The organism is Canibacter zhoujuaniae (genome assembly GCF_011752005.1).
GTDB classification, from domain to species: Bacteria; Actinomycetota; Actinomycetes; order Actinomycetales; family Microbacteriaceae; genus Canibacter; species Canibacter zhoujuaniae.
Map to the genome: position 1 here is coordinate 103,402 of NZ_JAAIJZ010000003.1, position 24,680 is coordinate 128,081.

Sequence of the window (24,680 nt, forward strand, 5' to 3'; positions counted from 1 at the left end):
TTGATCCAGTGCTGCTTGGGATCCCTGGCGTGCGACGTAACAGCACTGACGACGACACTAACCCCCTCGCCTGGCAGGCAGACGCACTGTGCGCACAAACCGACCCCGAAGCGTTTTTCCCAGAAAAAGGCGGCTCAACCCGTGAAGCTAAACGCATCTGCGAACAGTGCGAGGTGCGCGCAGAGTGCCTCGAATACGCGCTTGCAAACGATGAACGATTCGGCATCTGGGGCGGCCTATCAGAGCGCGAACGCCGCAAACTCCGCCGCCAACAAGCAAGCTAAACGGCGCGGCAACACACTTCCAGCCCAGGCGCGCGTATCGTATGAAACAGTATGCGCAATTTAGTTACAGCAATCGTTGTAGCCCAGTCTGGCGAATGGCTTGACGCCACTCTCGAAGCACTGGGTAGTCAGACTCTGCCACCAGACAGAATTATTGGCGTTATTAACGGGCGCAGTGACAAAATTACACAGCAGTATTTAAACGCTGGTATAACCAGGCTCGTAGCGACCGGAAAACAGGCCTCTTTCGGCGCAGCAATAGCGGCAGCAGAGCGTCAAATTGAGCCGTTGCAGCTTGCGCAAGCCGCAGACGATGCCGTCTCTGAGTGGCTGTGGTTGCTCACCGAAGACTCCGCGCCAGAGCCCAAAGCACTGCGCGCCATCCTATCTGTTGTGATGAGCGCCCCATCAGTAGCGGTTGCCGGCCCAAAACTCATCGACTGGGAACACCCCGAGCGTATCGTCGAACTCGGTCAAAGTCTGACACGCTACGGCTCACGCTGGCTGCTGCGCCGTCAGGAGCTCGACCAGCAGCAGTATGACCATCTGCAAGACACCCTCGGGGTTGGCCCGATCGGTGTGCTTGTGCGGCGCGATGTCTGGCGAGAGCTTAACGGTTTTGACCCGGCACTGCCGATTTACGATGACAGCCTCGATTTTTGCGTTCGCGCAAGGCTTGCTGGGCACCGTGTAATTGTTGCCCCCAAATCGCGCGTGCGGGTTGCGCTTTCAGGTATTGCAGGCCCCCGTTCGGATCGGCGCGCGACAACCAGGCGACACAACCACTACCACGCCCGCGCCTCACACATGCACCGCCGAATCGTTTACGCAAATCCGATTTCCGCCTTCTGCATGTGGCTGCTGCTCCCATTACTCGGGCTTTTCCGTATTTTCTGGGCGCTGCTGCGTGAACAACCGGGCAACATGTTAGGTGAGCTCCTAGCCGCTCTCAAAGTCTTCTTTAACCCGGGCGCAATTATTAGCGCCCGCCTAAGGCTGCGCAAACACAATGTGGCGGGCTGGGGAGCTGTCGGGCCGCTCCGCGCTGATCCGAAAGATGTGCGCACCGCACGCATGATTGACCGTGAGGCGATTCTCGCAGCACAGGGTCGCAGCCGCAAAGAACTTCATTTCATTTCTACGGGTGGGCTTGCGACGCTGCTCATCAGCATTGTGATGTCGGCCGCGCTGACCTGGTGGCTCGCGGGTGAGCAGCAGATCTCTGCGGGGGGCACCGCGCCACTCTCAAACTTCACCCAACTGTGGCGAAACACACAAATGGCTGACGGCATACCGGCTGATCCTTTCACGTGGGTGCTTGCCGCGCTCGGCTCAACAACATTCTTTAATCCATCCCTTGCTGTTGTGCTTTTCCTCGCGCTGGCAATTCCGCTTGCAACAGTGGGCGGTTGGTTCTGGGGTGCGCAATTCACCGACACCACCGCGGGCCGTGTGCTCTCTGGGTTTGGCTGGGCGCTCAGCCCCGTGCTGCTGGGCTCACTCGACCACGCCCGGCTGCAGACAGTTGCGCTGGCAGTGATTCTGCCGTGGCTACTCATCGCAGCAACGCGTGCACATCAATCATGGTCGTGGGCGGGCACAGCCTCGCTCCTCGCTGCGGCAGGGCTTGCGACAGCGCCGGTGCTGATTCCGGTGGCGCTTGTCATGTGGGTTGCGGGAATGTTATTGCACCCACGCCAAATCACCCGCGTTGCTGCTACCGCAATCGCGCCTGCCGCGCTGCTGTTTCCAATCGTGTGGCATTCCTTCTCAGTGGGTAACCCTATTTTGGCGTTGCGTGATCCCGGTCTAAACACTCCTTATGAACCGGGCAATTTGTGGCATCTGCTGCTCGGCTTTCCACGCAACGGGCTCGAGGGTTGGGCTGCTATTTTTGCAAATCTCGGTCTGGCCGATGCGCCGACAACCCTCTTGGTTGGAGTCCTCCTCGCGCCGCTCGCCCTGCTCGCCGCGATCGGCATCTACCTCGGGAAAGTAAACGTCACAATTTTTGCTTCCATTCTCGGCGGGCTCGGTCTCATTACCGCTATTTTCAGCGCCAACACATACCTCACAACCAGCGGCGAAAATGTTGTGCCGCTGTGGACAGGCTCGGGTCTCGCCCTCTACTGGATCGCAGTTATCACCCTCGCAGCATCAGGATCATCTATGCTCGGGAAAGCTGCAACACCAATTGCAGCGGTAGCAATTATCGCAAATATGGTCGTTGTGACTCCGCTGCTGGTAAGTCTCGCGACCGGCCAGTCTGAGGCACGCGACACCCGCACTCCGGTGCCGGCGATTATCCAAGCAGCGGGAAGCACGAACGAAAATATGCGCACCCTGGCGCTTGAAGCACTCGGTGACGACAGCATTAAAGCTGAGATTATCACCGGCTCTGGCACTGTGCTCGACGAGATCCGCACCGGCCACTATACGGCAGAACTCTCTGCTGCGGATCAACAGCTCGCTGAGCTGGTAGCAATCCTCGCAAGCGAGGGTTCCCCCGAACTAAACGAACAACTCGTGCAAAACGGTGTTAGCTTTGTGCTGCTTCGCAACACCGGAGACACAGCGCTGCGCTCCGCCCTCCAAGAAGTTTTCGACCAGCAGGTAGCGCTGGAGGTAACCGGCCCAACCGAAGCGGGTCAACTCTGGACCGTAGTTGCTACAGAAGCCGCACAGCAGAACGCGACTGCATCCGCGAATCAGGCAGCCGAACTCGACACAAAACTGCCGATCCTAAACATCTCTGCTTTGCAGTTAACCTCACACACCCTGTGGGCGGCACAGATTGTGCTGCTCCTTGCGATGCTCCTGCTAGCACTGCCGACTGGCGAAGTGACGGAAACACCACCCAAACGGCCACGTCGGCGCAAGCGCATGCGCGTACGTGACACCGATGCGGCCGTGATTCTGCATGAAAAGGCCGACGCAAATAACGCTGAGAATGGGAAGGAGAGCCGATGACTAAGCACACAAAATTGGGTCAATACACCGGGCGTGTAGTCACCGGCTTCGCCGTCACCGCAGTCGGTGTTGCAACGGTTTTCGCTCTCAACGTTATCTCCCTTCCCTCGTGGGAGGCGAGCCCGCAACCGATTGGGGTTGATGCTGCTGGCAACAGCACCCGCCTAGTAGCATGCGACGGTGGGTTTGGGCAGCTCGGATCCGATCCGAGTAACCCTGCGGCAGTCACCCCAATCGGCAGCCCGCAGTACGTGACCACCAGCTCCTCGCAGCGTGAAATTAAACGCAACATCGGTGCGCCAGAAAGCGCCGGCCACACCTACAGCAGCTCCGGCGATACCCCGCTGGCAGCAGCAGCCTGGCAGCAATTAAACGAGCCAACTCTGCGCGGCCTCGCAGCACACGCCTGTGCCGCCCCCGAATCAGTGCAGTGGATTGTCGGCGGGCGCACACTCGGCGGCAACAACAGCACAGTTTCTATCACCAACCCGGGCGACACAACCGCTGTTGTCAACATCACGGGGTTCACACAAGCAGGTGAGCTCGAAAGCACAAGTATCAGCGGTCTCTTGGTGCCCGCTGGTGAATCCCGCTCAGTTTCGGTAAACGGTATCACCCCCGGCGCAGAGGCGCTTGCGTTGCGTCTTGAGTCAACCGGTGCTGCGGTCAGCGCGGTGCTCGGCACCTCCGCACTCACTGACATCACTCCGCACGGGGTAGACACTGTCGCTTCACAGGTGGCAGGATCAAATGAGGTCTTGCTATTGGGTGTCGCTAACGAGCGCGCGACGGCCGGTTCTGATGCCGGCGCAGACACCGCTGTTGATGTCCAGATCATCTCACCCGGAGCGGCAAGCCACGCAACAATCTACTCACTAGACAACGCTGGCACGCAGATAGCCTTAGCCGAAGTGGATCTGCCCGCAAACACCCTCACGAACACCAAAATTGAGGTGCCACAAAACAGCACCGGATTGCTAATCATCGCAGACACAAACATTGCCGCAGCGGCGGTTGGTGACTCGCTCCGTGGCGCAAACACCGATATGGTGTGGTATTCCCCAGCTCCGGCGTTAAATAATGGCGCCGCCGGCGCGATCCTTCCCAATGGGCAGCTGTATCTCGCAAACAGCAGCGCCGCACCAGCAACCGTCACCCTTACTGCAACGGCCGATAGCAGCAAATCAAGCACCGTCACCATACCCGCTCGAGCTGCTGTTACTGCGAGCGCCCCCGACCAAACTTTTACTATTAAAACGGACCCTGCCAGCGACGGAGCCATACATGCCGGTGTGCGTATATTCACTGATAGTGGCGCAGCCGCCTATCCTGTGCTGCCGAGTCGCAGCCGCCTAAACGAACTTACTATTTATACAAAGTAAAATTTTCTAAAAACCATTTTCATCACGTAAGGATCCCTAAGCAATGAACGCGCACGTCCTAATTGTTGACGATGATTTTGATCTGGCTGAAATGCTTGGGCTGGTGCTTGCAGCTGAGGGATTCCAGACAACACATGCAGGGGACGGCAACGACGCGGTTGCAAAATTTGACTCTCTGCAGCCCGATCTAGTGCTCCTAGATGTGATGCTGCCGGGGATGGATGGTATTCAGGTTTGCCGCACCATCCGCGAAACTAGCGGCACCCCAATCATTATGCTCACCGCCCGCACCGACACGCAAGACGTTGTCGCCGGGCTTGAAGCTGGCGCCGATGACTACGTCATGAAACCGTTCAACCCCACCGAATTGCTTGCGCGTGTGCGTGCCAGGTTGCGCAAAATTGAGGGCTCAAACGACAGCAAACTACGCATTGGCGATGTTTGCATTGACGTTAGCAAACACGAGGTAAAGCGCGGTGACGAGGTAATTCAGCTGACACCGCTGGAGTTTGATCTGCTCGAATTGCTTGCCCGCTATCCGGATCAGGCATTCACTCGAGATGCCCTGCTGGAAAAAGTTTGGGGCTACCAGTACAAAGCAGACAATCGTCTCGTAAATGTGCACGTGCAGCGCCTGCGCGCAAAAATTGAGGTTGATCCTGACAACCCAACTATCGTAGTGACCGTGCGCGGCGTTGGTTACCGCGCAGGTAGCGGGAAGTAATCTCAGGCGATGCCTGCTAGAGAAAAACGGCGGCGGCGGAGGCTGCGCAAACTCCGGTTTTTACGTCGGATCGATCCAGTATTCGGCCCAATTCGTCGCCGCTGGCAAAATTCCCTGCCGTTGCGTGTTATTACGATGACGGTGGTTATTGCTTCTCTGCTAACCCTATTTGGTGGCACTTTTATTCTCTCTAGCGTGCGCGAAGATTTAACCGCGAGCAAACTCGAGAACGCCTTAGAAGATAGCGCTCGCGCAACCGTTGCCGCACAGCGAATAATCGACAGCTCTGATGCGAGCGACCGTTCATCTTTGTCATCACTAATGCTGTCAGTGCGCTCAGCGATCCGCGATATTTCCTCCAGCTCACTAATATATGTGCGAAGGCAAGCCGGACAAGCGGCCTCGCAAGACGCGCCACTAGATTTTCGCACCGGAGCTGGTGTGATGGAGGCGGTTACTACTGAGTTGAGCAACGCGGCTGCAACCTCTGACGCAGAACAACTCTGGCAGTATGTAGAGCTTCCCACCTCTGGGTTTGACACGGATACCCTGCCCGGCATAATTGTTGCCACTGAGCTTGTTTTTCCTGCCGGAATCGGCACCTATGATCTATTCATCGGTTATTCATTTGCAGAAACTGATGACTCGCTCACTTTTATCACCCGCACCCTTGTTGTTACCGGAGTATTCACGCTCATAATTCTGTTGCTCCTAGTGTGGTATGCAGCGGTGCAGCTTTTTGCTCCAATTAGGGAGGCGGCTGAAGCTTCTAAACGTCTCGCGTCAGGCGACGCCAAGGCGCGTATGGAACAGCAGGGTGACTTCGCTTTTGATGCTCTAAGCAATAACTTCAATACGATGGCAGACACCCTAAGCGCCAGGATTAGTGAGCTTGACACTCTCTCGGTTATGCAGCAGCGTTTCGTCTCAGACGTTTCGCACGAGTTGCGCACCCCGCTCACCACGATCCGCTTGGCAAGCGAGGTGCTGACAAATTCTGAAAATCTCCCGCCTGTTGAGAAACGAGCAGCGAGCGTGATGGGTGAACAACTCACTCGCTTCGGCATGCTGCTTGATGATCTGCTCGAGATTTCACGCTACGATGCCGGTCGTGTCCAGCTGGACACTGAGCCCACATCACTGGTGCAGCTTGTGCAGGAACAGGTCGAGCAACTGCAGCCGCTCTCACAAAGCATCATCGAGGTGCGCCCACTCGGGGCATACAACGCCATTGAAATAGACCCGCGCCGCATTAGCCGCATTGTGCGCAATCTAGTGGGTAACGCAATTGAACACGGTGAGGGGCGCCCAATTATCGTCACGCTGGATTCCAACTCAAGCGCCGTTGCGATTACGGTACGCGACTACGGTATCGGCATGACCGAAGCACAGGTGGATCGCGTCTTTGATCGTTTTTGGCGCGCAGATCCGAGCCGCAAGCGCACTCTCGGCGGCACCGGGTTAGGGCTTGCAATCGCTCGTGAAGATGCTGAGGCACACGGCGGTGTGCTTGATGTCTGGTCTGCTCCAGATGCCGGCGCCAACTTCAGGCTGACCCTCCCGAAAAATGACAACCAAGACACGTTTTTGTCGCCGCTGCCGCTGACCCCCGCAGATGTTGCAGACGCTGCTACACAGTCAGAGCAAACCGGCTGGTTGGATCGTCCGCGCCGATGGCTCTCGAAGGGAGGGCGCTAGTGCACCGTTTCAAGAAAATTTTTGTACTGCTGACTGTGCTTCTCACAAGCGCATTAGCATTAGTAGGCTGTGCTGGTGTGCCGTCCTCTGGCAGTGTACAAACGGGGCTCAGCAATCTAAAACAGACTGACGAACAGGTGGTTTTTGATCCGAGCGGCCCGCTCCCCGGCGCAACGCAGGAGGAGGTGTTGCGCGGTTTCCTCGTGGCCGCCTCATCAGCCAACCACGATTATGCTGTCGCCCGTGAATACCTAACTCCCGCTTTTGCTGACGTTTGGGAGCCACGAGCTATCGCTTTGATCGATGAGGGCACGAGACCTTTTCAGCAGATTAGCGAAACATCCGCCTCAGTTTCGATTTCAACCATCGCCCAGGTTGATCGCAATGGCATCCTCACCGTCAACCCAACGCAGAGCCAAACAAGCGAACTAAATTTTGAGTTTGAGCGGGTCGGCAACGAGTGGCGCATCTCTCGCGCGCCCGTCGGAATCGTGCTCGATCGAAGCATGTTTACCACTGTGTGGATGCAAATTAGCCTGTACTATCCCGACAGCACCGGCACACTTTTCGCCGATCAACGCTGGTTTGTAAACGATACACTGCTGATGCAGCGGGTGCTTGAGCAACTGCTTGCAGGGCCCTCTGCAATGCATCAGCTCGCCTACAGCCCGGCTATTCCAAACTCTGTTGCGCTGCAGTCACCGCCACTGATCGACGACGGCCGCATCAATGTTGAGCTATCGAGCGCATTTGCTGAATTAAGCGACACCGCGATAGACACTTTCGCTGCCCAGTTAAACGCAACGCTCGCGCCACTTGGGGTGCTCGATCACTACACAATCTCAACCGCCAGCAACCGCAGTGTCAGAGAGGGCTGGGTTGCGACAAAGCAGGAAGAAGAGCTTAGTAAGTTCCCCTACGCACTGCGCAATAATAGCTTCGGTGAGCTGCGCGGCTCACTAATCGAGGGGCAGACTGCGTTGGCAGAGCCTCTGCAAAAGTTAAAACCCCTTGATGCAATGGTGAATATCGCCGGTGATCGCGCAGCGGTGCTAACAACAAAGGGCGTGCATCTTGTGCAGGGCGATAGCGAGGCTCTGATTGACGCACGTAAGGATCTGTTAAACCCCTCACTAGACCCGTGGGGTTACGTCTGGACGGCTGCCCCCGGTAGCAGCAGTCAGATTTTCGTGCAGAACGGCGAGGGCGCACCCACCGAGTTCCAAGTTCCAGCGGTGGAGTTGGACGGATTGCAGCAAATTCGCGTCTCTGCTGACGGCAATCTGCTCGCGATGCTCGTCACCCGCAACTCACAAACCAGTGTGCTTGTATCAGGTATCAGCCGTGATGCGCACGGGGCCCCAAACGGATTGGATCCCGCCGCCCACCTAGTGCTCACTCAGACCGGTAATGCGGTTGATATTGACTGGATCGACGGAAGTCGCTTTGTTGTGCTGTCCCGCGTGAGCGAGGCGGCAAAGGTGACAGTGGGCGGTGTCGGCTTGTTGCCGACCGACCGTGGCGTAGTGCCGAACGGTATTAGCGTGGCCGCCGCAGACAGCAGCCGTGGATTGCGCGTTCTTGATACAGACGGAACTGTGCTACGCCCGCAAGGCGCCAACGGCTGGACGCAGGCTGCCAGCGAGATCGCGCTGCTGGCTAAACGTATCTGAATTTCTCGCACAGATTATCCACAGATTTTCAGGAGTTTGTGCTTGTAGGGGCCAGCTTGCGTAACCATTATTTTATGACTGCCCACCCCTATTGGTATCGCGTGCTCCTTGATCTGCGAGCGCTGCTGTTCCCCAGCAACTGTTTTGGCTGCGGCCGTTTTGACAGGTTCCTGTGCCGCGACTGTCGACACCAAATTCGAGCACTCAGTCAAGAGGCGCTGCAATCACGCACCGTCTATTACCGCACGTCAGATTCTGCTCGGGGCCTCTCAGTTTGGTATCTCGCAAGCTATGAAGGTGTTCTGAAAGAGTGTCTGCTGCGCTACAAACATCAGGGGGCAACACAGTATGCGAAACTGCTGGGGGTTATTCTAAACGGCGCTGTCTCTAAAATCCCCGCTGCGCCGCAGTTGGTGTTGGTGCCGATGCCCTCGCGCCGCAGCAAAACTCGTGAGCGCGGCTACAATCACCTACGGTTGCTGCTGCGCTGTCGTGACGCTACTGCGGCACGAATTCCAGTTTGTTGGTTGCTGCGCGCGAGTTACTTTCGCACCTCCCAAGTTGGCAGCTCCGCGGGTGATCGGGAGAGAAACGCGCGGCGGGTGCGAGTCAACCGACGTAATTTCCAACGTCTGCGCAAACGATATCCATTAGCGCAGTTACTGTTGGTTGACGATGTCTGCACAACAGGGGCAACTTTGAGCGCGGCGGCGAGTGTTCTTGCAGATACGGGATGCAAGATTTTTGGGGCTGTGACACTGTGCAGCGCCAAACGTCACAAGTCTTGATTGAAAACTCATCTTTAGGGGAGTATGGTTTGGTTAAGGCGGGCAGAGTTGCCCCCAACCCTGGGTGGCACCCGCCTTGCGTAGCACTGAAGGAGGGCCATCATGGACGTCATCATTCGCGGACGTAACGTCAGCATCACCGATCGTTTTGAAGATTATGTAGGTGCCAAGACAGAGAAGATTGCCTCTCTCCTACCAAAGGCACAAAAGTTTGAGGTGCGGGTGTCACGCACAAGTGATAAAAGCCCCGAGCACGGTGACCGTGTTGAGATCACGATTGTCGTTCCCGGTTCAGTAATTCGCGCTGAGGCAACATCCGGAGATAAATTCTCAGCGTTCGATATCGCCTACGGTCGTGTGCTGGAGCGTGTGCGACGCGCAAAAGATAAGCGTAAGGTTGACCACCGTAAAGGAAAGGTTTCAGTTGCTGATGGCGCTTTTGCTGGTTTGGATATTGAAGCAGCACCGCCTGAGGCGTTTGGTTTGCACACCGGCGATGCTGGGCGAGATGAAAATGGTCAGGAAGATGATTACACCCCCATTTTTATTCGCACAAAGAGTTTTCCAGCTGTCGAGATGACCGCAGAGGCGGCTGTTGATCAGATGGAGCTGGTCGGGCACGATTTCTATCTGTTTATTGATGCTGCTAACGGTCGTCCAAGCGTTGTATATCGGCGCAAGGGCTGGAACTACGGTGTCATCTCGCTTGATGATGCGGCTGAGTAGTTCCCAGACAGCATTGGTAGAATTTGTCACGTATGTCTGCCAACCCGGCAGACGGTTTACTAACGCACACCCTGATGGAGCCGCACGTGGCAAATGTGATAGAGAAAATTCTCCGTGTTGGAGAGGGTCGTATTCGCAAACAACTTGAGAAGATTGCGAAGCAGGTTGAAGACCTAGAGCCACTTTACGAGGAGTTAACAGACGAAGAGCTGCGTGAAGAGACAGCCGAGTTTCGGCAACGCCTCGAAGCTGGCGAAACTCTCGACGACATTATGGCCGAAGCATTTGCGGCTGTGCGTGAGGCGGCAAAACGCACAATCGGTTTGCGCCCCTATCCGGTACAGATCATGGGTGGCGCAAACCTGCATCTCGGCAATATCTCTGAGATGAAAACCGGTGAGGGTAAAACCCTTGTGGCAACCATGCCGGCATATCTAAATGCTCTCACCGGTCGCGGCGTGCATGTTATTACCGTAAACGACTATTTGGCGCAGTATCAGTCAGATCTAATGGGTCGCGTGTTCCGCGCACTGGGTATGACCACGGGCTGCATCATCTCAAACCAGAGCCCCGCAGAACGCCGGAAACAGTATGACGCAGATATCACTTACGGCACGAACAACGAGTTCGGCTTCGACTATCTGCGCGACAACATGGCTTCAAGCGCCGACGCCCGCGTACAGCGCGGTCACTACTTCGCCATTATTGACGAGGTTGACTCGATTCTGATCGATGAGGCCCGCACACCGCTGATTATTTCTGGCCCTTCATCGGGGGATGCAAACCGGTGGTACGCAGACTTTGCGAAAATTGCAAAAACACTGGTTGCCGGCGTTGATTATGAGGTTGATGAAAAGAAGCGCACCGTTGGAGTGCTCGAACCAGGCATCGAAAAGGTTGAAGACTACCTCGGTATCGAAAACCTTTACGAGTCAGTAAACACCCCGCTCATTTCGTTTTTGAATAACTCGATTAAAGCTAACGCGCTGTTCACTCGCGATAAGGACTACGTCGTGCTAGACGGCGAGGTGATGATCGTTGATGAGCACACCGGCCGTATCCTGCCGGGGCGCCGCTACAACGAGGGAATGCACCAGGCGATTGAAGCCAAAGAGGGTGTCCAGGTAAAAGCGGAAAACCAGATGCTGGCAACCGTTACTCTGCAGAACTATTTCCGCCTCTACGAAAAGCTCTCCGGCATGACCGGTACGGCTGAAACCGAAGCCGCAGAGTTTATGAGCACCTACAAACTGGGTGTTGTGCCAATTCCGACCAACCGCCCAATGCAGCGCGTCGACCAGCCAGACCTCGTTTATAAAAACGAGCAGGTGAAGTTCGACATGATAGTAAACGACATTGTTGAGCGTCACGCTAAGGGTCAGCCTGTGCTAGTTGGCACCACCTCGGTGGAAAAAAGCGAATACCTCTCGCGCCTGTTGGCGAAGAAGGGCATCCGCCACGAGGTGCTGAACGCAAAAAACCACGCACGTGAGGCGGCCATCGTAGCCCAGGCCGGTCGCCTGGGTGCGGTAACCGTAGCCACCAATATGGCCGGTCGCGGCACCGACATTATGCTCGGAGGTAACGCAGAGTTTCTTGCGGTGCAGGAGATGACGGCACGAGGATTCTCAACCGAGGAAAACCCTGAAGAGTACGAAGCTGCTTGGGACGAGGTTTTCGAAAACACCAAAGACTCTGTCGCCCAAGAGGCTGAAAAAGTAATCGCTGCCGGAGGTCTCTATGTGCTCGGCACCGAACGTCACGAGTCACGTCGCATCGATAACCAGTTGCGAGGTCGTGCCGGCCGTCAGGGCGATCCTGGCGAGAGCCGCTTCTACCTGTCTCTGACCGACCATCTGATGCGTCTCTTCCAGTCTGGTCTGGCAAGCACTATGATGAATAATCCACGCATTCCCGACGACGCAGTGCTCGAAGGCAAGATCATGAGCCGTGGCATTCAGTCGGCACAGACGCAGGTTGAGACGAGGAACGCCGAGATCCGCAAGAATGTGCTCAAATATGACGATGTTTTAAACCGTCAGCGGCAGGCTATCTACGCCGATCGTGAGCAAATTTTGGACGGTGACGATATTCGTGATCGGGTGACTCAGTTTAGAGAAGACACCATCCGCAATATTGTTAACGCACACCAGAACGCTGACGGCGGCTGGGATCTTGACGGTATCTGGAACGAGCTGGGCCGCCTCTACCCAATGGGGATTACCGCTGATGAGCTGCTTGCGGCAGCGGGCGGAAAGTTCGGCAAAAACGGCGCTGACTACATCAGTCGTGAGCTAATTTCAGATGCCGAACACGCCTATAAGGCGCGCGAGGAAGAACTCGGCGAAATCGGTATGCGTGAGCTAGAACGTCGTGTTGTGCTCGCCACTATCGACCGTCACTGGCGTGATCATCTTTACGAGATGGAATATCTCAAAGAGGGCATCGGGTTGCGCGCTATGGCACAGCGCGATCCGCTCGTTGAATACCAGCGCGAGGGATATGAGCTCTTCCAGGCAATGACGGATCAGATCAAAGAAGAATCTTTGGGTATGATTCACAACCTGCAGGTGCAGGTGCGCAAGGAAGCCGACCATGTTGAACTCGCAGGCGCAGGCCTTGAGGAAGAAACCACTCCGGATGAATCTGAGTTGAGCTACACCGCTCCTGACGAGGACGGCACAGCACACACAACCGGGGAACAACGCTAAGACTTCAGAAGAGGAAACAAATCTAACGATGAACCAGAATCTCAGTAAGCAGGAACGCCGTAATCTGGCGCGCGAACAGGCTCGACTGGCACGCGAGCAGGAGGCGAAGAAAGCTAAACGCAACCGTATCACTATTCAGGCGCTCGTTGCTCTGGTTGTTGTTGGCGTGTTAGTGCTTGCCGGTCTCGCAATCGCGCAGCAGGTGCGTCCTGAAGGCCCTGCTGTCAGCGCGGCAAACATGCAGTCTGGCGGGGTTGTGTTCGGGAAAGATCTGCAGGTTGAAAAAACTCCGGCCTTAGCTGCCGACGAGAGCTTCGTGCCGACCGCTATTAACACTGCGGAGCGACCTGTGCATGTGCAGCTCTACCTCGACTTTATTTGCCCTGCTTGTGGCGCGTTTGAACAGCGTTACGGGGAGCTGTTAGAAAAGCAGGCCGCTGCTGGCGATCTCACCTTCGAGGTGACACCACTCAACTTCTTGGATGCATCCAGCGCAGGAACCCGCTACTCAACCCGCGCCGCTAACCTCTTCTCATGCGTCGTCGATAAGCAGCCAGAACACGCATTTAAAGTGCAAAGGGCTCTGTTTGAAAAACAACCAGCAGAGGGCACCCCGGGTCTTAAAGACCAGGAGCTTTTGGATCTTGCGGTCTCTGCCGGCACTGAAAAGACTGCAGAGTTAACCAGCTGTGTAAACAGCCGCCCCTTCGGTTCTTTCACTTCGCGGGTTACTAACCAGGTAACCAGCGAAGGCATTATCGGCCTAAACGAAGGCTCACGTTTGGTTGGCAACCCAACCACTGGCGAGCTGCAGGAAGAGGGGAAACCACAGATTCTTGTGTCAACTCCGACCGTGCTTGTCAATGGCGAACAGTGGGTGCCACAGCGCGATGGTGACCTCGAACAGTTCCTGTTGAAAACAATCCAAGACGCTAAAGCAGCAAACGGATAATTTTTAGCCGGTCGCAACTTGTGCAAAACGGGTTTCGACCGGCTATAATTTTAACCGCGCTTGTTTTTAGCGCATGCCGCCTTGGCGCAGTTGGTAGCGCAGTGCTCTTGTAAAGCGAAGGTCATCGGTTCGAGTCCGATAGGCGGCTCCATTTTTGAGTCATGGTGCTTTCTGCCATCATCAGACTGGCTTTGATTCTTTTAGGTGCATTAAAGGCTAAAGAAAACAAACTCTGGCTTTTTGCTTTGCTGCCTGGGGTTTTGAGCCTCGCTTTAGCTATTTGGCTTGCTTGGCCAAAGTAGATTAAAACACCAAATGCGCTTCTTCTAAAACAGACCGCAGCTAAACTACAGCTATGACAAGCTTTCACTCCGCCACGCAAATAACCGCCCAGGTGCGCGCTGGCGAGAGCACTGCGGTATCGCAGGTGCAGGCTGCCAAGCAGCGGATCGCCACACTCGACCACCGTTTTAATGCGATTACAGTTGTGCGTGATAGTGCTACAGCAGAGGCCGCCGCAGTCGACAAAAATCTACATGAAGCTGCACAGCCCACCCACCCACTGGCTGGTGTGCCCGTCGTGGTTAAAGAAGAATATGACATTGCCGGAGATGTAACCACCCTTGGCGGGTGCGGTAACCTCAACCCCACAGCGTTTACAGCCCCCGTCATAACGAAGCTGCGTGATGCCGGCGCGGTAGTAGTTGCTCGCACTAATATGCCCGAGTTTGGGCAGTTCCCCGCGGGTGAAAGTGAATACCATGGCGCCACTCTCAACCCATGGAACCCGAATTATTCGCCTGGCGGTTCCAGCGCGGGGTCGGCAGTTGCGGTTGCCACAGGAATGGTTCCTGTCGCCCTCGGCGCTGACGGCGGCGGATCACTGCGCATCCCAGCCGCAGCGTGCGGAGTATTTGGCCTCAAACCCACTCGCGGCCGCATCTCAAGCGCACCGCTCACCGAACATTGGCACGGTCTAGCCACTTTCGGCGCAATAACACGCACCGCCCAAGACATGGCCACAACACTCGACACCATAAGCGGCAACGAGCCACACGACGTGTGGCGTCTCGACTCCCCCACACAGTCATTCACCGAAGCAGTAAGCGCCGGCGCAACCGGCAAGTTCTATGGCGTGAATAATAGAAATCTTCGAGTTCGTTTTGCGTTAGCGCCGATCCTTAGGGGAATACGCATTAATACCGAAGTTGGGATGGCGATGCAGGCATTCCTGCCCCGCCTGACCGCACTCGGCCATGAGGTGAAGCAGACACAGTTTCGCTGGCCGGATCCATCCAACGCATTTGTGCCGCTGCATCTGTCAGGCATGCACGTCGAAACAAAGCAGGTGCAGTTTAGGCGCAACCTCACCTCCCGCACAAAGAAAACCGCACGCGTTGGCATGCTAGTGCCCCCATTTGCTGTGCGGCAGGCGCAGCTGCGTGCAGAAAAACTTGCGCACGCTGTAGATGAGCTGTTTCAAGGAGCCGATCTCATCGCTCTGCCCACCCAGGTCGATCTTCCGGAGAAGGCACACGTCTACGCGAATCTCAGCTGGCGTGCATCACTAACCCTTGCACGTAAGGGTATTGCGAATGCTGCTCTCTTTAACGTGACCGGGCATCCGGCGATGAGCATCCACGCAGGGTTCAGCGCTGCGGGTGTGCCCATCGGGATCCAGTTCGTTGCAAAACGTGGCGCCGAAGGAATGCTGCTCGCTCTGGCCGCACAACTTGAGGCAGCCGGTGGCATCGTGGCGGAGTGGTCTGACACTGTTTAATTTCAGGCTTCGCAAGTAAGATTAGTAGTTGTGCTCGAGACTCTTGAAAGCTATTCAGTAACCGCACTGTATTCTGCGATGGCGGTTTACGCTCTCGCCTTCATCTTCTATGCCTTTGATCTGGCTGGGCGCGCACAGGCTGCAGAGACCGCAGAGGCTACAATCAAGCCAACCCGGTGGGCACGCACGGGGTTTGCCCTGACGATTGTTGCTTTCTTATTGCACGGCACAGCAACCGTTTTACGCGGCATCGGAGCCGAGCGCGTGCCCTGGGCGAATATGTATGAATTTGCGCTGACCGGAACTTTTGTGATGGTGGGCGTCTATCTGTTTGCGCAGTTCGTGGTTGAGGTGCGCTATCTTGGCACCCTTATCACAGGTCTCGTGACGCTGTTCTTAGGCATCACAAAAGTTAACTACTACGTCGAAATTGTGCCGCTGCAGGCAGCGCTTGACTCCTACTGGCTCGTAATCCACATCCTGGTGGCGGTTCTCGCTGTCGGGTTCTTGACGCTCTCGTTTGGTATGTCAGTGCTGCAGTTGCTGCAAACAAGACGCGCGAACAAGGAAAAAGAAGGAAAGCAGATCCTCCCCTTCTTGCGCGGAATTCCTGATGCGGTGCGCCTCGAAGATCTAAGTTATCGAGTGGCGATTATCGGCTTCGTGTTCTGGTCTTTCACACTGGTTGCAGGCGCTATCTGGGCCGAAAACGCGTGGAGCCGCTACTGGGGCTGGGATGTTAAAGAAGTGTGGAGCTTCGTCATCTGGGTGCTCTACGCCGGTTTTATCCACGCCCGTGCCACACGCGGTTGGCGCGGCACCCGCTCTGCCTGGCTGTCGATCATCGCTTATGCGACGGTGATATTCAATTTCGCAATTGTAAACACCATGTTTAACGGTTTGCACGCATACTCCGGCCTATAAGCTAACTCCGCCCGGTACGATAAAAATATGTCAGACACTCGCACTCGGATAGGGATCAGCGCTTTCGCGGTGTTTGTGTTTTTGCACCAACTCGGCTCTAACGCGCTGCGCAGTATCGGCGGCTGGCCGCTCTATTTAGGCTCAGCTGTTGTGCTTATTGCAGTCGGTGTTGTTCTCTTTGTGCGTTTGAAACCGGCTAATTTCAAGTGGTACAGGGTGCCAAAGCCGCTGTTCGCCTTCCTGCTGCTCGCACTGCTGTCGGTGACCTGGTCTGCTTACCGTTTTGAAACGGTGCTCGGGTTTCTCGCGCAGCTCGCGACCACTGTGATTGCGGTGATATTGGCCTCTATCCTGACGTGGCACGAGGTGCTGCGCACACTCGGCACCGCGCTGCGCTACCTGCTCGGGCTCTCTCTGCTCTTTGAGCTGTTCGTTGAGATGGTCTTTGGTGAGCCTATTTTTATGGGTTTCGTAGATGTGCCCGACTCCGGAAAAGTCTCAAAACTCCTGTATTGGAGTCGCTCACTGCTGTTTGAGGGCGGCCCTATTCAGGGTGTGGTGGCAAACTCTGCCCTGCTCGGTTTTCTCGCGCTGCTCGGTTTAATAGTTTTCGCAATCCAGTTGCGTGGCGGCCTGGTGCGACCGGCTAACGGTTGGTTCTGGGTGTTTGTTTCGCTTGGGGTGCTGGCACTCACCCGCTCTGCAACCGTTTGGATCGCGCTGCTAGTGGTTTCATGCACCCTTCTTTTTGCGCTGTGGGCACGCCGCGCTGGTGTGCGCCGCGCACCTGTATATTCCGTCGGCGGCATACTCCTTGCGGGGGTAATTGCCTTTGGAATCTTCGGGCGTGCAGTTTGGCTACCGCTCCTCGGGAAGAGCCCCGATTTAACTGGACGGCTTGAAATCTGGTCGAAAGTTACGGCACTTGCTGCTGAGCGCCCCTGGTTTGGTTGGGGCTGGGTCAGCTATTGGACTCCATGGGTGGAGCCTTTTAAATCTCTCGATCAGAAAGCCGGCCTGCCGGTTATGCACGCTCACAACGCCTGGCTGGATGTGTGGCTGCAACTTGGCTATGTCGGGCTTGCGGTGTTCACGGTGCTCGTGCTCATAACCCTGCAGCGTGTGTGGTGTCGCGCAATTGATCAGCCACGGCGCGGGGTTGGAGCACCGCTGCCTTACGCAACTAGCGCACTGTTTCCGCTGCTTGTTTTTGTCGCGCTGCTCACCCAATCTCTCGCAGAGAGCCGGCTGCTAGTTGAAGGTGGCTGGGTGCTGCTCGTGCTGCTCGCGGTTAAGTGCCGCCTAGATTATGAGCTGCCAAGCCGTTTTGAGGAGCCCGTACGTGTGCCATGGAGTCAGGTTCCAATCGCGCACAAAACAACCGCTTAGCGATCACTAGCGGCAGCGCAGCCAAGCATCTCAGCTATCTGTGTCTGCTAAAAAATTTCAGTAATTTCGTTGCGGAACATTGACAGCGCGGCACCGATAGCCATGTGCATGTCTAGATACTGGTAGGTGCCCAAACGGCCACCAAAGAACACCTGCGGCTCGGCTGCCGCGCGGTCACGGTACTTCAGCAGCATCTCACGGTCTTCAGGCGTGTTAACCGGGTAGTACGGCTCGTCATCCTTTGTCGCGAAACGCGAATACTCACGCATGATCACGGTTTTATCTTTTGGATAGTCGCGCTCCGGATGGAAGTGACGGAACTCGTGTATGCGAGTGTAGGGAACGTCAGCGTCTGCGTAATTCATTACGCTCGTTCCCTGATAATCGCCAACGTTGACAACTTCTTCTTCAAAATCAAGAGTGCGCCACTGCAGTTCACCCTCCGCATAATCGAAATAGCGGTCAACCGGACCGGTGTAGACAATCGGCACCTTACCAACCAGCGCTTTTTTGTTCAGCGGTTGTGACTCATCAAAAAAGTCGGTGTTTAGCTTCACCTCAATATTTGGATGCGCCGCCATGCGCTCAAGCCACGCCGTGTAGCCGTCTACCGGAAGGCCCTCATAGGTGTCGTTGAAATAACGGTTGTCGTAGTTGTAACGCACCGGTAGGCGGCTAATGATTGAGCCCGGCAGCTCGGTGGTTGGGGTCTGCCACTGTTTCGCGGTGTAGTCACGAATAAAGGCCTCGAACAGCGGGCGCCCAATCAGCGAGATGCCCTTTTCTTCAAGATTTTGCGCTTCTTTTGAGTCAAACTCTGCAGCCTGCTCAGCTATCAAAGCCTTCGCAGACTCTGGTGAGTGCGCAGCCCGGAAAAACTGGTTGATCGTGCCAAGGTTGATCGGCAGCGGATACACCTCACCTTTGTGGTTGCTGTAAACACGGTGTTGGTAGTTTGTGAAACTAGTGAACTTATTAACGTACTCCCACACTGTTTCGTTGGAGGTGTGGAAGAGGTGCGCGCCGTAGCGGTGCACCTCAATACCGGTCTCAGCTTCGTTTTCTGAGTACGCATTGCCGCCGATATGGCTGCGTCGTTCAATAATTACGACTTTTTTATTCAGTTCTGAGGCAACGCGCTCAGCAATAGTAAGGCCAAACAGTCCCGAACCAACTACAACAAGATCCATGGGCACATTTTATCTGCCCAAAAATCATTTATGTTGCAGTAACGGTGAGGTTCCTAAAAAATAGCCGTAGAGCGTTTAACCGCCAATAACGATACGTGGGGTGCCGACCCACGCTTCAGGTTTGGTGAAGTTACGCCCATCAGCGAAGAGTTTGATGCCCGGCAGATCCGTAGCGGTCAGGTCGAGGTATTCAGCGTGATCCGCCTGCAAAATTGCAACATCAACCGGATTACCGAGCTCGTATGCATCAAAGCCGTGCGCAGCAAGCTCTGTCGCATTAAACAGCGGATCGTGCACAAGCACATTTGCGCCTCGCGCCTTTAGCTCTGCAACTGTTGGAAAGACGCCCGAAACAGCGGTTTCTTTCACCCCACCGCGGTAGGAAGCGCCGAGCACAACAACCGTCTGACCCGTCAGATCCCCAACTATCTGCTGCACCCGATCAACCACATAGCTTGGCATCGTAGCGTTGTAGTTACGGGCGGTGCGCACAATATCTGCAGCCGGGTCTGTTGATAGATACAGTCGCGGATAAACAGGGATGCAGTGCCCACCGACAGCAATACCCGGGCGGTGAATGTGGCTGAACGGTTGCGAATTGCACGCCTCGATCACCTTGTAAACATCAACCCCAACAGTGTCTGCATAGCGCGCGAACTGATTCGCCAGACCGATATTCACGTCGCGGTATGTGGTTTCTGCAAGTTTCGCCATCTCGGCCGCCTCGGCGGTGCCCATATCCCACACTCCGTTTGGCTGTGCGAGATCTGGCCGCTCGTCAAATGTCAGCACCGACTCGTAAAACTCGATCGCTTTTTTGGTGCCGGCCTCGCTCAGACCGCCAACGAGCTTCGGATATTTCTTCAGATCAGCATAGACTCGGCCGGTCAGCACACGCTCAGGAGAGAAAACCAGGAAGAAGTCTTCGCCCTCTTTCAGACCTGAAATCTCTTCAATCATTGGCATCCAGCGACCGCGTGTGGTGCCCACCGGCAGCGTTGTTTCATAGGAAATAAGTGTGCCGGGAGTGAGGTTTTCTGCAAGAGAGCGCGTTGCAGCGTCCATCCAGCCAAAGTCCGGCTGCCAGGTCTCCTCATCCACTAACAGCGGCACCACGATAACAACGGCGTCAGCGCCCGGAATTGCGGCAGCGTAATCTGTTGTTGCGCGCAACTTACCGGCAGGCACCTGCTCGGCAAGTTTCTCTGCCAAACCAGCCTCACCAGGAAACGGTTCTTCCCCCCGATTAATGCAATCAACCAGCGCCTGGTTAACATCAACACCAACCACTTCATGCCCCATCGAGGCATACTGAGTGGCAAGCGGGAGACCGATTTTTCCGGTAGCAACAACAGCAATTTTCATAGGCTCATTTTAGCCGCTTCTCGCTAGATATGATGGAGGCAATACGAGAGAATGGATATCCATGTCAGAACCGCGAGTGCTCCACTTCCACGACTGCGCCGATGTTGGCGCGGCGCTAGTGAAGGCCGCCGGCAGAATGGGTTACGACTGGGGCTATCTAGGTGCTGAAGCGGTGCGCCCAACAAATCGTCCAAAAAATCGTGTAGCGAATATGCTTTTTCAAGCAAAGCTACGTCTGGGGCACATGCGCGCAATTAGAGAATCTGATGTGCTGCATGTGCACTATGGCACAGCGGTGTCTGAGGCGCGGCGGAAGCCGATGCCGAAAAGGCCTCTTCTGCTTCATTTGCACGGAACCGATATCCGCACCCACTGGGCAAGAGGCCGGCGCAAATCACGAATGCAGGGGTATATGGACCAGGCCGAAGCTGTGTTTTACACGAATCTGGACACACAGGAAAACGCTGAAGAAGCCCGCCCCGATGCACAGTTTATGCCAGCATTTATTGATCCCGATAGGCTCACCACCTGGCAACCTGACAGCAACCAAGCTCCGAAAATTATCTTCCTGTCACGCTGGGAAGAGATTAAGGGCGCGAGCCGGCAGTGGCCGCTCATTAAGGCCTTAACGAAAGCTTATCCAGAGGCCACTATTGAAGGCTTAGACTGGGGTGCCGACGCCGCTGCAGCCGCAAAACTCGGGGTGCGTTTGGTGCCTAAAATGGATCACACTAGCTACATGCAGTGGATAGGCGGCGCCACAGTCGCGATCGGGCAGGCAAACCCGATGCTCGGAGTGTCAGAGTTTGAGGCTATGGCTATGGGGTTGCCCGTGGCAGTTCTCGGATCACGGCTACCACGCCCCGATGACGGCTCAACCCCTCCCGTATTTGAAGGCTCGGTTGCAGATGTGGTTGAGCAAATAGGGCCAGCGCTGCACGATCCTGTCGCCGCAGCAAACAACCTAAATGGCAGGCAGTGGGTGCTTGATCATCATCTGCCCGATCCTTACATTCCTATGCTGCAAAGCCTCTATAGAAAGTTTGCGGCTTAATGCAGACCGATGGCTTCAGCGTAGCTCATATCAATGAGGTTGCTGGTGTTCCGAGCACTCTTGTAGCTGCAGCTAGAGCTCAGAATCTCTCTTGGGATCTGCGCAGAATCCCACCTGGGCGTGGAAATCCAGTTAGAGTGCTGTGGAGTCGCCTCTGTGATTTAATAGCGTGGCGCAAAGAGTCTCATAAGTACGATCTATTGCACCTACACTTTGCAACAAACGGCTATATGGTTTGGGGGAAGCGCCCATTTATCGTGCATCTGCACGGATCCGACATTCGCCGAGATTGGCAAAAACCCGGCCTCCGCCAGATAATCAACAAAACCCTCCGTGACGCGCAGACGGTTATCTGCGCCACACCTGATTTATTAGGCTGGGTGCGTGAAATTCGCCCGGACGCAGTGTGGCTACCGAATCCAGTCCCACAAACATTTTTAACTCCGCTCACCACTGCGGTTACACCCGTTTCCGGGAGGATAGTTTTTTCTTCTAGATGGGACAGCACAAAAGGTGTCGAACTATTAATCCCCCTGGCGAAGAGGTTAATTTCAGACGGTTTCGAGGTGCACGGGCTCGACTGGGGCTCAGATGCCGCCTCAGCGGGATCAGCTGGTGTTGTATTGCACCCGTTAATGTCGGCTGAAGAATTTCAAAAATTTCTCGCCAGCGCAGAAGCGGTTGTGGGGCAGCTTAAGTTCCCGGCTTTTTCAATGACCGATTATCAAACCATGGCTGTCGGGCGACCTCTAATTGCCATGGCGAACGAAGAGAGCGCCCCGGTCTTTACATTCGACGCTCGTCCTGCTGACCCGAGCACTATTACAGATCAGGTTGCAGAGCTTGCAGAGATCGTAAAGGCTGCTTTAGGAACAGATGCCATCGCCGCTAAGGCGTGGGTCAAAGCCACCCACAGCCCTGATACAGTGCTGCAGCAGCTACTCAGCATCTATGAGAAAGTTTTAGAAACCCCAGCGAGCTAGAATCGCGTGCTGCGGGCCGCAAGCACACCAACTATTGCCAACCGCAACGCAGCCTGACGGTCTGCAAGAGCCCAAAATACGTTCACCGGCAAAAGTTTGTTCCACATGCGAGCATGCAGTCTGCGCTGGTTCGCCTCTACTAGCATGTCGATATTGCGTTCGTAGAGAGCCTGCAAAATCCAGCGGTCACGCCGTGAAATTGCGCGGTGCAGGCGCGGATCAAACTGTTTCAACTTCTCTACATAGTCGCACAACCAAACAAAATCGTTGCCCTGCCAGTCAGACTTATTTGGTCGCAGCATCACCGCGCTCATAACATGCACATTAACCATCTTCACCGCTAAGGCGTGTTTTTCTGCAGCTGAGAATCTTTTAACCGCATCTTCTTCAAACAGCCCGAGGTAGGGTGCTCCCGTAAAATCTAGTGGTCGCGGGGTAAAAGTGACGCGTGTTTTGGCGTCAGCCCCAACCACATACGCAGGATCGTTCCAGTAGTAAGAAACCTTGTGCCCGCTCGTCCAAAGTGCCGCGGTAACACGCATATCAGAGCCAGCCGGAAACACCGCACCGAAACGATATTCAGGTTTTCGCATTACAGCTGTCTTATAAATTCCCAACGGGGCTGTGCGATAAAAGACGCGATCCCTGGCTGCGCGAAGATTCTTCTTCCTTAAGGTGAGTGGGCGAATAACGTTAGAAGGAGTCCCCTGATTTTTTAATGGCGCAATCACGGCATCTGCACCGTCTGTGGCTGCACGTTTCCGCATCGCAGCCAAGGCCCCTTGTTCAAACCAGTCGTCTGACCCCATAATGCCAACCCACTCTGTTTCAGCTTCGGCTATTCCGAGGTCAAAGCAGGCACCGGGCATTCCTTTACTGCCTGCAAGTTCGACCACTCGAACTCTCGGATCAGCGGGCAAATCTAATTCTGCTGGCTGTAAATTGTGCGCAATAACCAGTGGTATCGCGCGCTCATCAAGGAGGATCGATTCCACAGCGCGGCGAATTGGTCGCTCCTTATCGTGAACTGGAACAACAATAGTAATGTCTGGCCGTTGCATTAGTTTAGTTTCCTCCTAGGATTAACCCGTCCCCGCAACAATTTACCTTTAAGTTCTGCGGCAGCATCTTGCATCCACTGTATTTTTTTAATGAATTCCCACCGCGATATTGAATGTCTGTAGAAAAGTAGGTCGCGAAGTGAGAATTTATGCGGCTGACCGTTCCACTCATATTCCGCAATGTGTTTAAAAGCTAACGGCGCAACCTCACGCAGACGTTTTAGAAAATTCTCAGCCCAAGTTTCTTCATCTGCGCTTAAGTTTGAACGATCGAATTGCAGATAATTCGCACGAAGAAGCTTTGTTGCCAACGCAACCTTCAGGCGTTTTGGCCAGTTTGCAATAAATGGTTCATCCCAAACAGCAAGCCACGGCGCACCGGTCTCTGCGATCGAACGTTTTGTTGTGCTGGCCCTGGTGTGTGCGTCATTAGTTACGACATAGGCTGGGTCATTCCAGTGAAAAACTATATTGCGTGCGTTAGACCAGAGATAAGCGGTAACCCGCAGATCTTCACCAGTCTTGTAGCAGGTGTTAAAGTCAGGCGCGTCACTCATCAGCTGTTGTTTGAAAATACCGAGCGGGCCCGTCCTATAAAAAAGTTCGTCTCGCACCGCTGTTAAGCCGCTGCTGCGCAAAGAGGGAAGCCTGCTTTTGTGACGGTTTCCAACTATCAGAAGTGGCGCTAGCACCGCATCTGCATTCTCTGCAATAGCATGCTGCAGCATCGCCTCCAATGCGCCCTCTTCAAAATAATCATCCGAATCTAGCAACCCCACCCAGGGCAGGTTTGCGCGCGCAAGACCGGCGTTTTTTGGTGCGCCAGGAATACCCGGGCTACCGTCTAGCCGCATAAAAATTAAGCGAGGGTGCTCTTTTAACCCAAACGCAGTTGGGTCTGTGTTGTGGGCAACCAAAATCACACGGGCAGCCGGGCAGGCTAAAACCGAGTCAACTGCGCGCTGCACCGGCCTAGCGGGATCGTGAGCGGCAATCACAATATCTATCTGCTGCTCCATTTGCCCT

Annotated in this window: 19 protein-coding genes and 1 tRNA gene; 16 read left to right on the plus strand and 4 right to left on the minus strand. The window is 55.1% G+C overall.

Annotated features, from left to right (window positions below; translation table 11 throughout):
* Positions 1 to 11: 11 nt before the first annotated feature.
* The 14 genes from HCR00_RS05975 (at position 12) to HCR00_RS06040 (ending at position 18,001) form a co-directional block, all read left to right on the plus strand.
* Positions 12 to 284 (plus strand): WhiB family transcriptional regulator, encoded by a 273-nt coding sequence (locus tag HCR00_RS05975; protein ID WP_424945202.1) that lies wholly within the window; start codon positions 12 to 14, stop codon positions 282 to 284.
* A gap of 51 nt (positions 285 to 335) precedes the next feature.
* On the plus strand, positions 336 to 3,254 hold the full coding sequence (locus tag HCR00_RS05980) for a glycosyltransferase family 2 protein (RefSeq protein WP_167143655.1): 2,919 nt from the start codon (positions 336 to 338) through the stop codon (positions 3,252 to 3,254).
* The gene (locus HCR00_RS05985) at positions 3,251 to 4,636 is read left to right on the plus strand and encodes a DUF5719 family protein (protein WP_167143658.1); all 1,386 of its coding nucleotides are present in this window, start codon (positions 3,251 to 3,253) and stop codon (positions 4,634 to 4,636) included. The genes HCR00_RS05980 and HCR00_RS05985 overlap by 4 nt, the downstream gene beginning before the upstream one ends.
* Positions 4,637 to 4,679: 43 nt before the next feature.
* On the plus strand, positions 4,680 to 5,360 hold the full coding sequence (gene mtrA / locus HCR00_RS05990) for an MtrAB system response regulator MtrA (protein ID WP_166986791.1): 681 nt from the start codon (positions 4,680 to 4,682) through the stop codon (positions 5,358 to 5,360).
* A gap of 9 nt (positions 5,361 to 5,369) precedes the next feature.
* On the plus strand, positions 5,370 to 7,058 hold the full coding sequence (mtrB, locus tag HCR00_RS05995; protein ID WP_167143661.1) for an MtrAB system histidine kinase MtrB: 1,689 nt from the start codon (positions 5,370 to 5,372) through the stop codon (positions 7,056 to 7,058).
* Complete coding sequence (locus HCR00_RS06000) at positions 7,058 to 8,731, plus strand: LpqB family beta-propeller domain-containing protein (RefSeq protein WP_167143664.1); 1,674 nt, start codon at positions 7,058 to 7,060, stop codon at positions 8,729 to 8,731. Before mtrB ends, HCR00_RS06000 begins: the two co-directional genes overlap by 1 nt.
* 74 nt (positions 8,732 to 8,805) lie before the next feature.
* Entirely contained in the window at positions 8,806 to 9,519 is a 714-nt protein-coding gene (locus tag HCR00_RS06005) for a ComF family protein (RefSeq protein ID WP_167143667.1), read from the plus strand.
* Between the two features lie 102 nt (positions 9,520 to 9,621).
* Positions 9,622 to 10,245, plus strand: a complete 624-nt coding sequence (gene hpf / locus HCR00_RS06010) for a ribosome hibernation-promoting factor, HPF/YfiA family (RefSeq protein ID WP_167143670.1) — start codon at positions 9,622 to 9,624, stop codon at positions 10,243 to 10,245.
* A gap of 86 nt (positions 10,246 to 10,331) precedes the next feature.
* Entirely contained in the window at positions 10,332 to 12,956 is a 2,625-nt protein-coding gene (secA, locus tag HCR00_RS06015; protein WP_167143762.1) for a preprotein translocase subunit SecA, read from the plus strand.
* 28 nt (positions 12,957 to 12,984) lie between these two features.
* A complete protein-coding gene (locus tag HCR00_RS06020; protein ID WP_167143673.1) occupies positions 12,985 to 13,908 on the plus strand; it encodes a DsbA family protein in 924 nt (307 codons plus the stop codon).
* Between the two features lie 75 nt (positions 13,909 to 13,983).
* Positions 13,984 to 14,059, plus strand: a tRNA-Thr gene (locus tag HCR00_RS06025).
* Between the two features lie 204 nt (positions 14,060 to 14,263).
* Positions 14,264 to 15,688: an amidase gene (locus HCR00_RS06030; protein ID WP_167143676.1), complete on the plus strand. Its 1,425-nt coding sequence runs from the start codon at positions 14,264 to 14,266 to the stop codon at positions 15,686 to 15,688.
* 30 nt (positions 15,689 to 15,718) lie between these two features.
* Positions 15,719 to 16,612, plus strand: a complete 894-nt coding sequence (gene ccsB, locus HCR00_RS06035; RefSeq protein WP_424945201.1) for a c-type cytochrome biogenesis protein CcsB — start codon at positions 15,719 to 15,721, stop codon at positions 16,610 to 16,612.
* Positions 16,613 to 16,639: 27 nt separating this feature from the next.
* A complete protein-coding gene (locus tag HCR00_RS06040; protein ID WP_167143679.1) occupies positions 16,640 to 18,001 on the plus strand; it encodes an O-antigen ligase family protein in 1,362 nt (453 codons plus the stop codon).
* A 47-nt stretch (positions 18,002 to 18,048) separates the two neighbouring features.
* Here HCR00_RS06040 and glf read toward each other — a convergent pair whose 3' ends face one another.
* Both glf and HCR00_RS06050 read right to left on the minus strand, forming a co-directional pair.
* Positions 18,049 to 19,197, minus strand: a complete 1,149-nt coding sequence (gene glf, locus HCR00_RS06045) for a UDP-galactopyranose mutase (protein ID WP_166986767.1) — start codon at positions 19,195 to 19,197, stop codon at positions 18,049 to 18,051.
* Between the two features lie 69 nt (positions 19,198 to 19,266).
* On the minus strand, positions 19,267 to 20,556 hold the full coding sequence (locus tag HCR00_RS06050; RefSeq protein ID WP_167143682.1) for a nucleotide sugar dehydrogenase: 1,290 nt from the start codon (positions 20,554 to 20,556) through the stop codon (positions 19,267 to 19,269).
* A gap of 61 nt (positions 20,557 to 20,617) precedes the next feature.
* Between HCR00_RS06050 and HCR00_RS06055 the strand changes: the two genes are divergently transcribed.
* Complete coding sequence (locus tag HCR00_RS06055; RefSeq protein ID WP_167143685.1) at positions 20,618 to 21,610, plus strand: glycosyltransferase family 4 protein; 993 nt, start codon at positions 20,618 to 20,620, stop codon at positions 21,608 to 21,610.
* A complete protein-coding gene (locus HCR00_RS06060) occupies positions 21,610 to 22,593 on the plus strand; it encodes a glycosyltransferase (protein WP_167143687.1) in 984 nt (327 codons plus the stop codon). Before HCR00_RS06055 ends, HCR00_RS06060 begins: the two co-directional genes overlap by 1 nt.
* On the opposite strand, the gene HCR00_RS06065 is transcribed toward HCR00_RS06060, so the two are convergent.
* Both HCR00_RS06065 and HCR00_RS06070 read right to left on the minus strand, forming a co-directional pair.
* Entirely contained in the window at positions 22,590 to 23,654 is a 1,065-nt protein-coding gene (locus HCR00_RS06065; protein WP_167143691.1) for a glycosyltransferase family 2 protein, read from the minus strand. The two genes, HCR00_RS06060 and HCR00_RS06065, sit on opposite strands and share 4 nt — an antisense overlap.
* Complete coding sequence (locus HCR00_RS06070; protein WP_167143694.1) at positions 23,654 to 24,673, minus strand: glycosyltransferase family 2 protein; 1,020 nt, start codon at positions 24,671 to 24,673, stop codon at positions 23,654 to 23,656. Before HCR00_RS06070 ends, HCR00_RS06065 begins: the two co-directional genes overlap by 1 nt.
* Positions 24,674 to 24,680: the final 7 nt, after the last annotated feature.

Excerpts from the sequence above, each read along its gene's own strand:
- HCR00_RS05980 (WP_167143655.1), top strand. The coding sequence starts at position 336 with ATGCGCAATTTAGTTACAGCAATCGTTGTAGCCCAGTCTGGCGAATGG.
- HCR00_RS06030 (WP_167143676.1), top strand. The coding sequence starts at position 14,264 with ATGACAAGCTTTCACTCCGCCACGCAAATAACCGCCCAGGTGCGCGCT.
- mtrA (WP_166986791.1), top strand. The coding sequence starts at position 4,680 with ATGAACGCGCACGTCCTAATTGTTGACGATGATTTTGATCTGGCTGAA.
- HCR00_RS06040 (WP_167143679.1), top strand. The coding sequence starts at position 16,640 with ATGTCAGACACTCGCACTCGGATAGGGATCAGCGCTTTCGCGGTGTTT.
- HCR00_RS06020 (WP_167143673.1), top strand. The coding sequence starts at position 12,985 with ATGAACCAGAATCTCAGTAAGCAGGAACGCCGTAATCTGGCGCGCGAA.
- HCR00_RS06055 (WP_167143685.1), top strand. The coding sequence starts at position 20,618 with ATGTCAGAACCGCGAGTGCTCCACTTCCACGACTGCGCCGATGTTGGC.
- mtrB (WP_167143661.1), top strand. The coding sequence starts at position 5,370 with ATGCCTGCTAGAGAAAAACGGCGGCGGCGGAGGCTGCGCAAACTCCGG.
- HCR00_RS06050 (WP_167143682.1), bottom strand. The coding sequence starts at position 20,556 with ATGAAAATTGCTGTTGTTGCTACCGGAAAAATCGGTCTCCCGCTTGCC.
- HCR00_RS06060 (WP_167143687.1), top strand. The coding sequence starts at position 21,610 with ATGCAGACCGATGGCTTCAGCGTAGCTCATATCAATGAGGTTGCTGGT.
- HCR00_RS06070 (WP_167143694.1), bottom strand. The coding sequence starts at position 24,673 with ATGGAGCAGCAGATAGATATTGTGATTGCCGCTCACGATCCCGCTAGG.
- HCR00_RS06005 (WP_167143667.1), top strand. The coding sequence starts at position 8,806 with ATGACTGCCCACCCCTATTGGTATCGCGTGCTCCTTGATCTGCGAGCG.
- HCR00_RS06065 (WP_167143691.1), bottom strand. The coding sequence starts at position 23,654 with ATGCAACGGCCAGACATTACTATTGTTGTTCCAGTTCACGATAAGGAG.
- hpf (WP_167143670.1), top strand. The coding sequence starts at position 9,622 with ATGGACGTCATCATTCGCGGACGTAACGTCAGCATCACCGATCGTTTT.
- HCR00_RS05985 (WP_167143658.1), top strand. The coding sequence starts at position 3,251 with ATGACTAAGCACACAAAATTGGGTCAATACACCGGGCGTGTAGTCACC.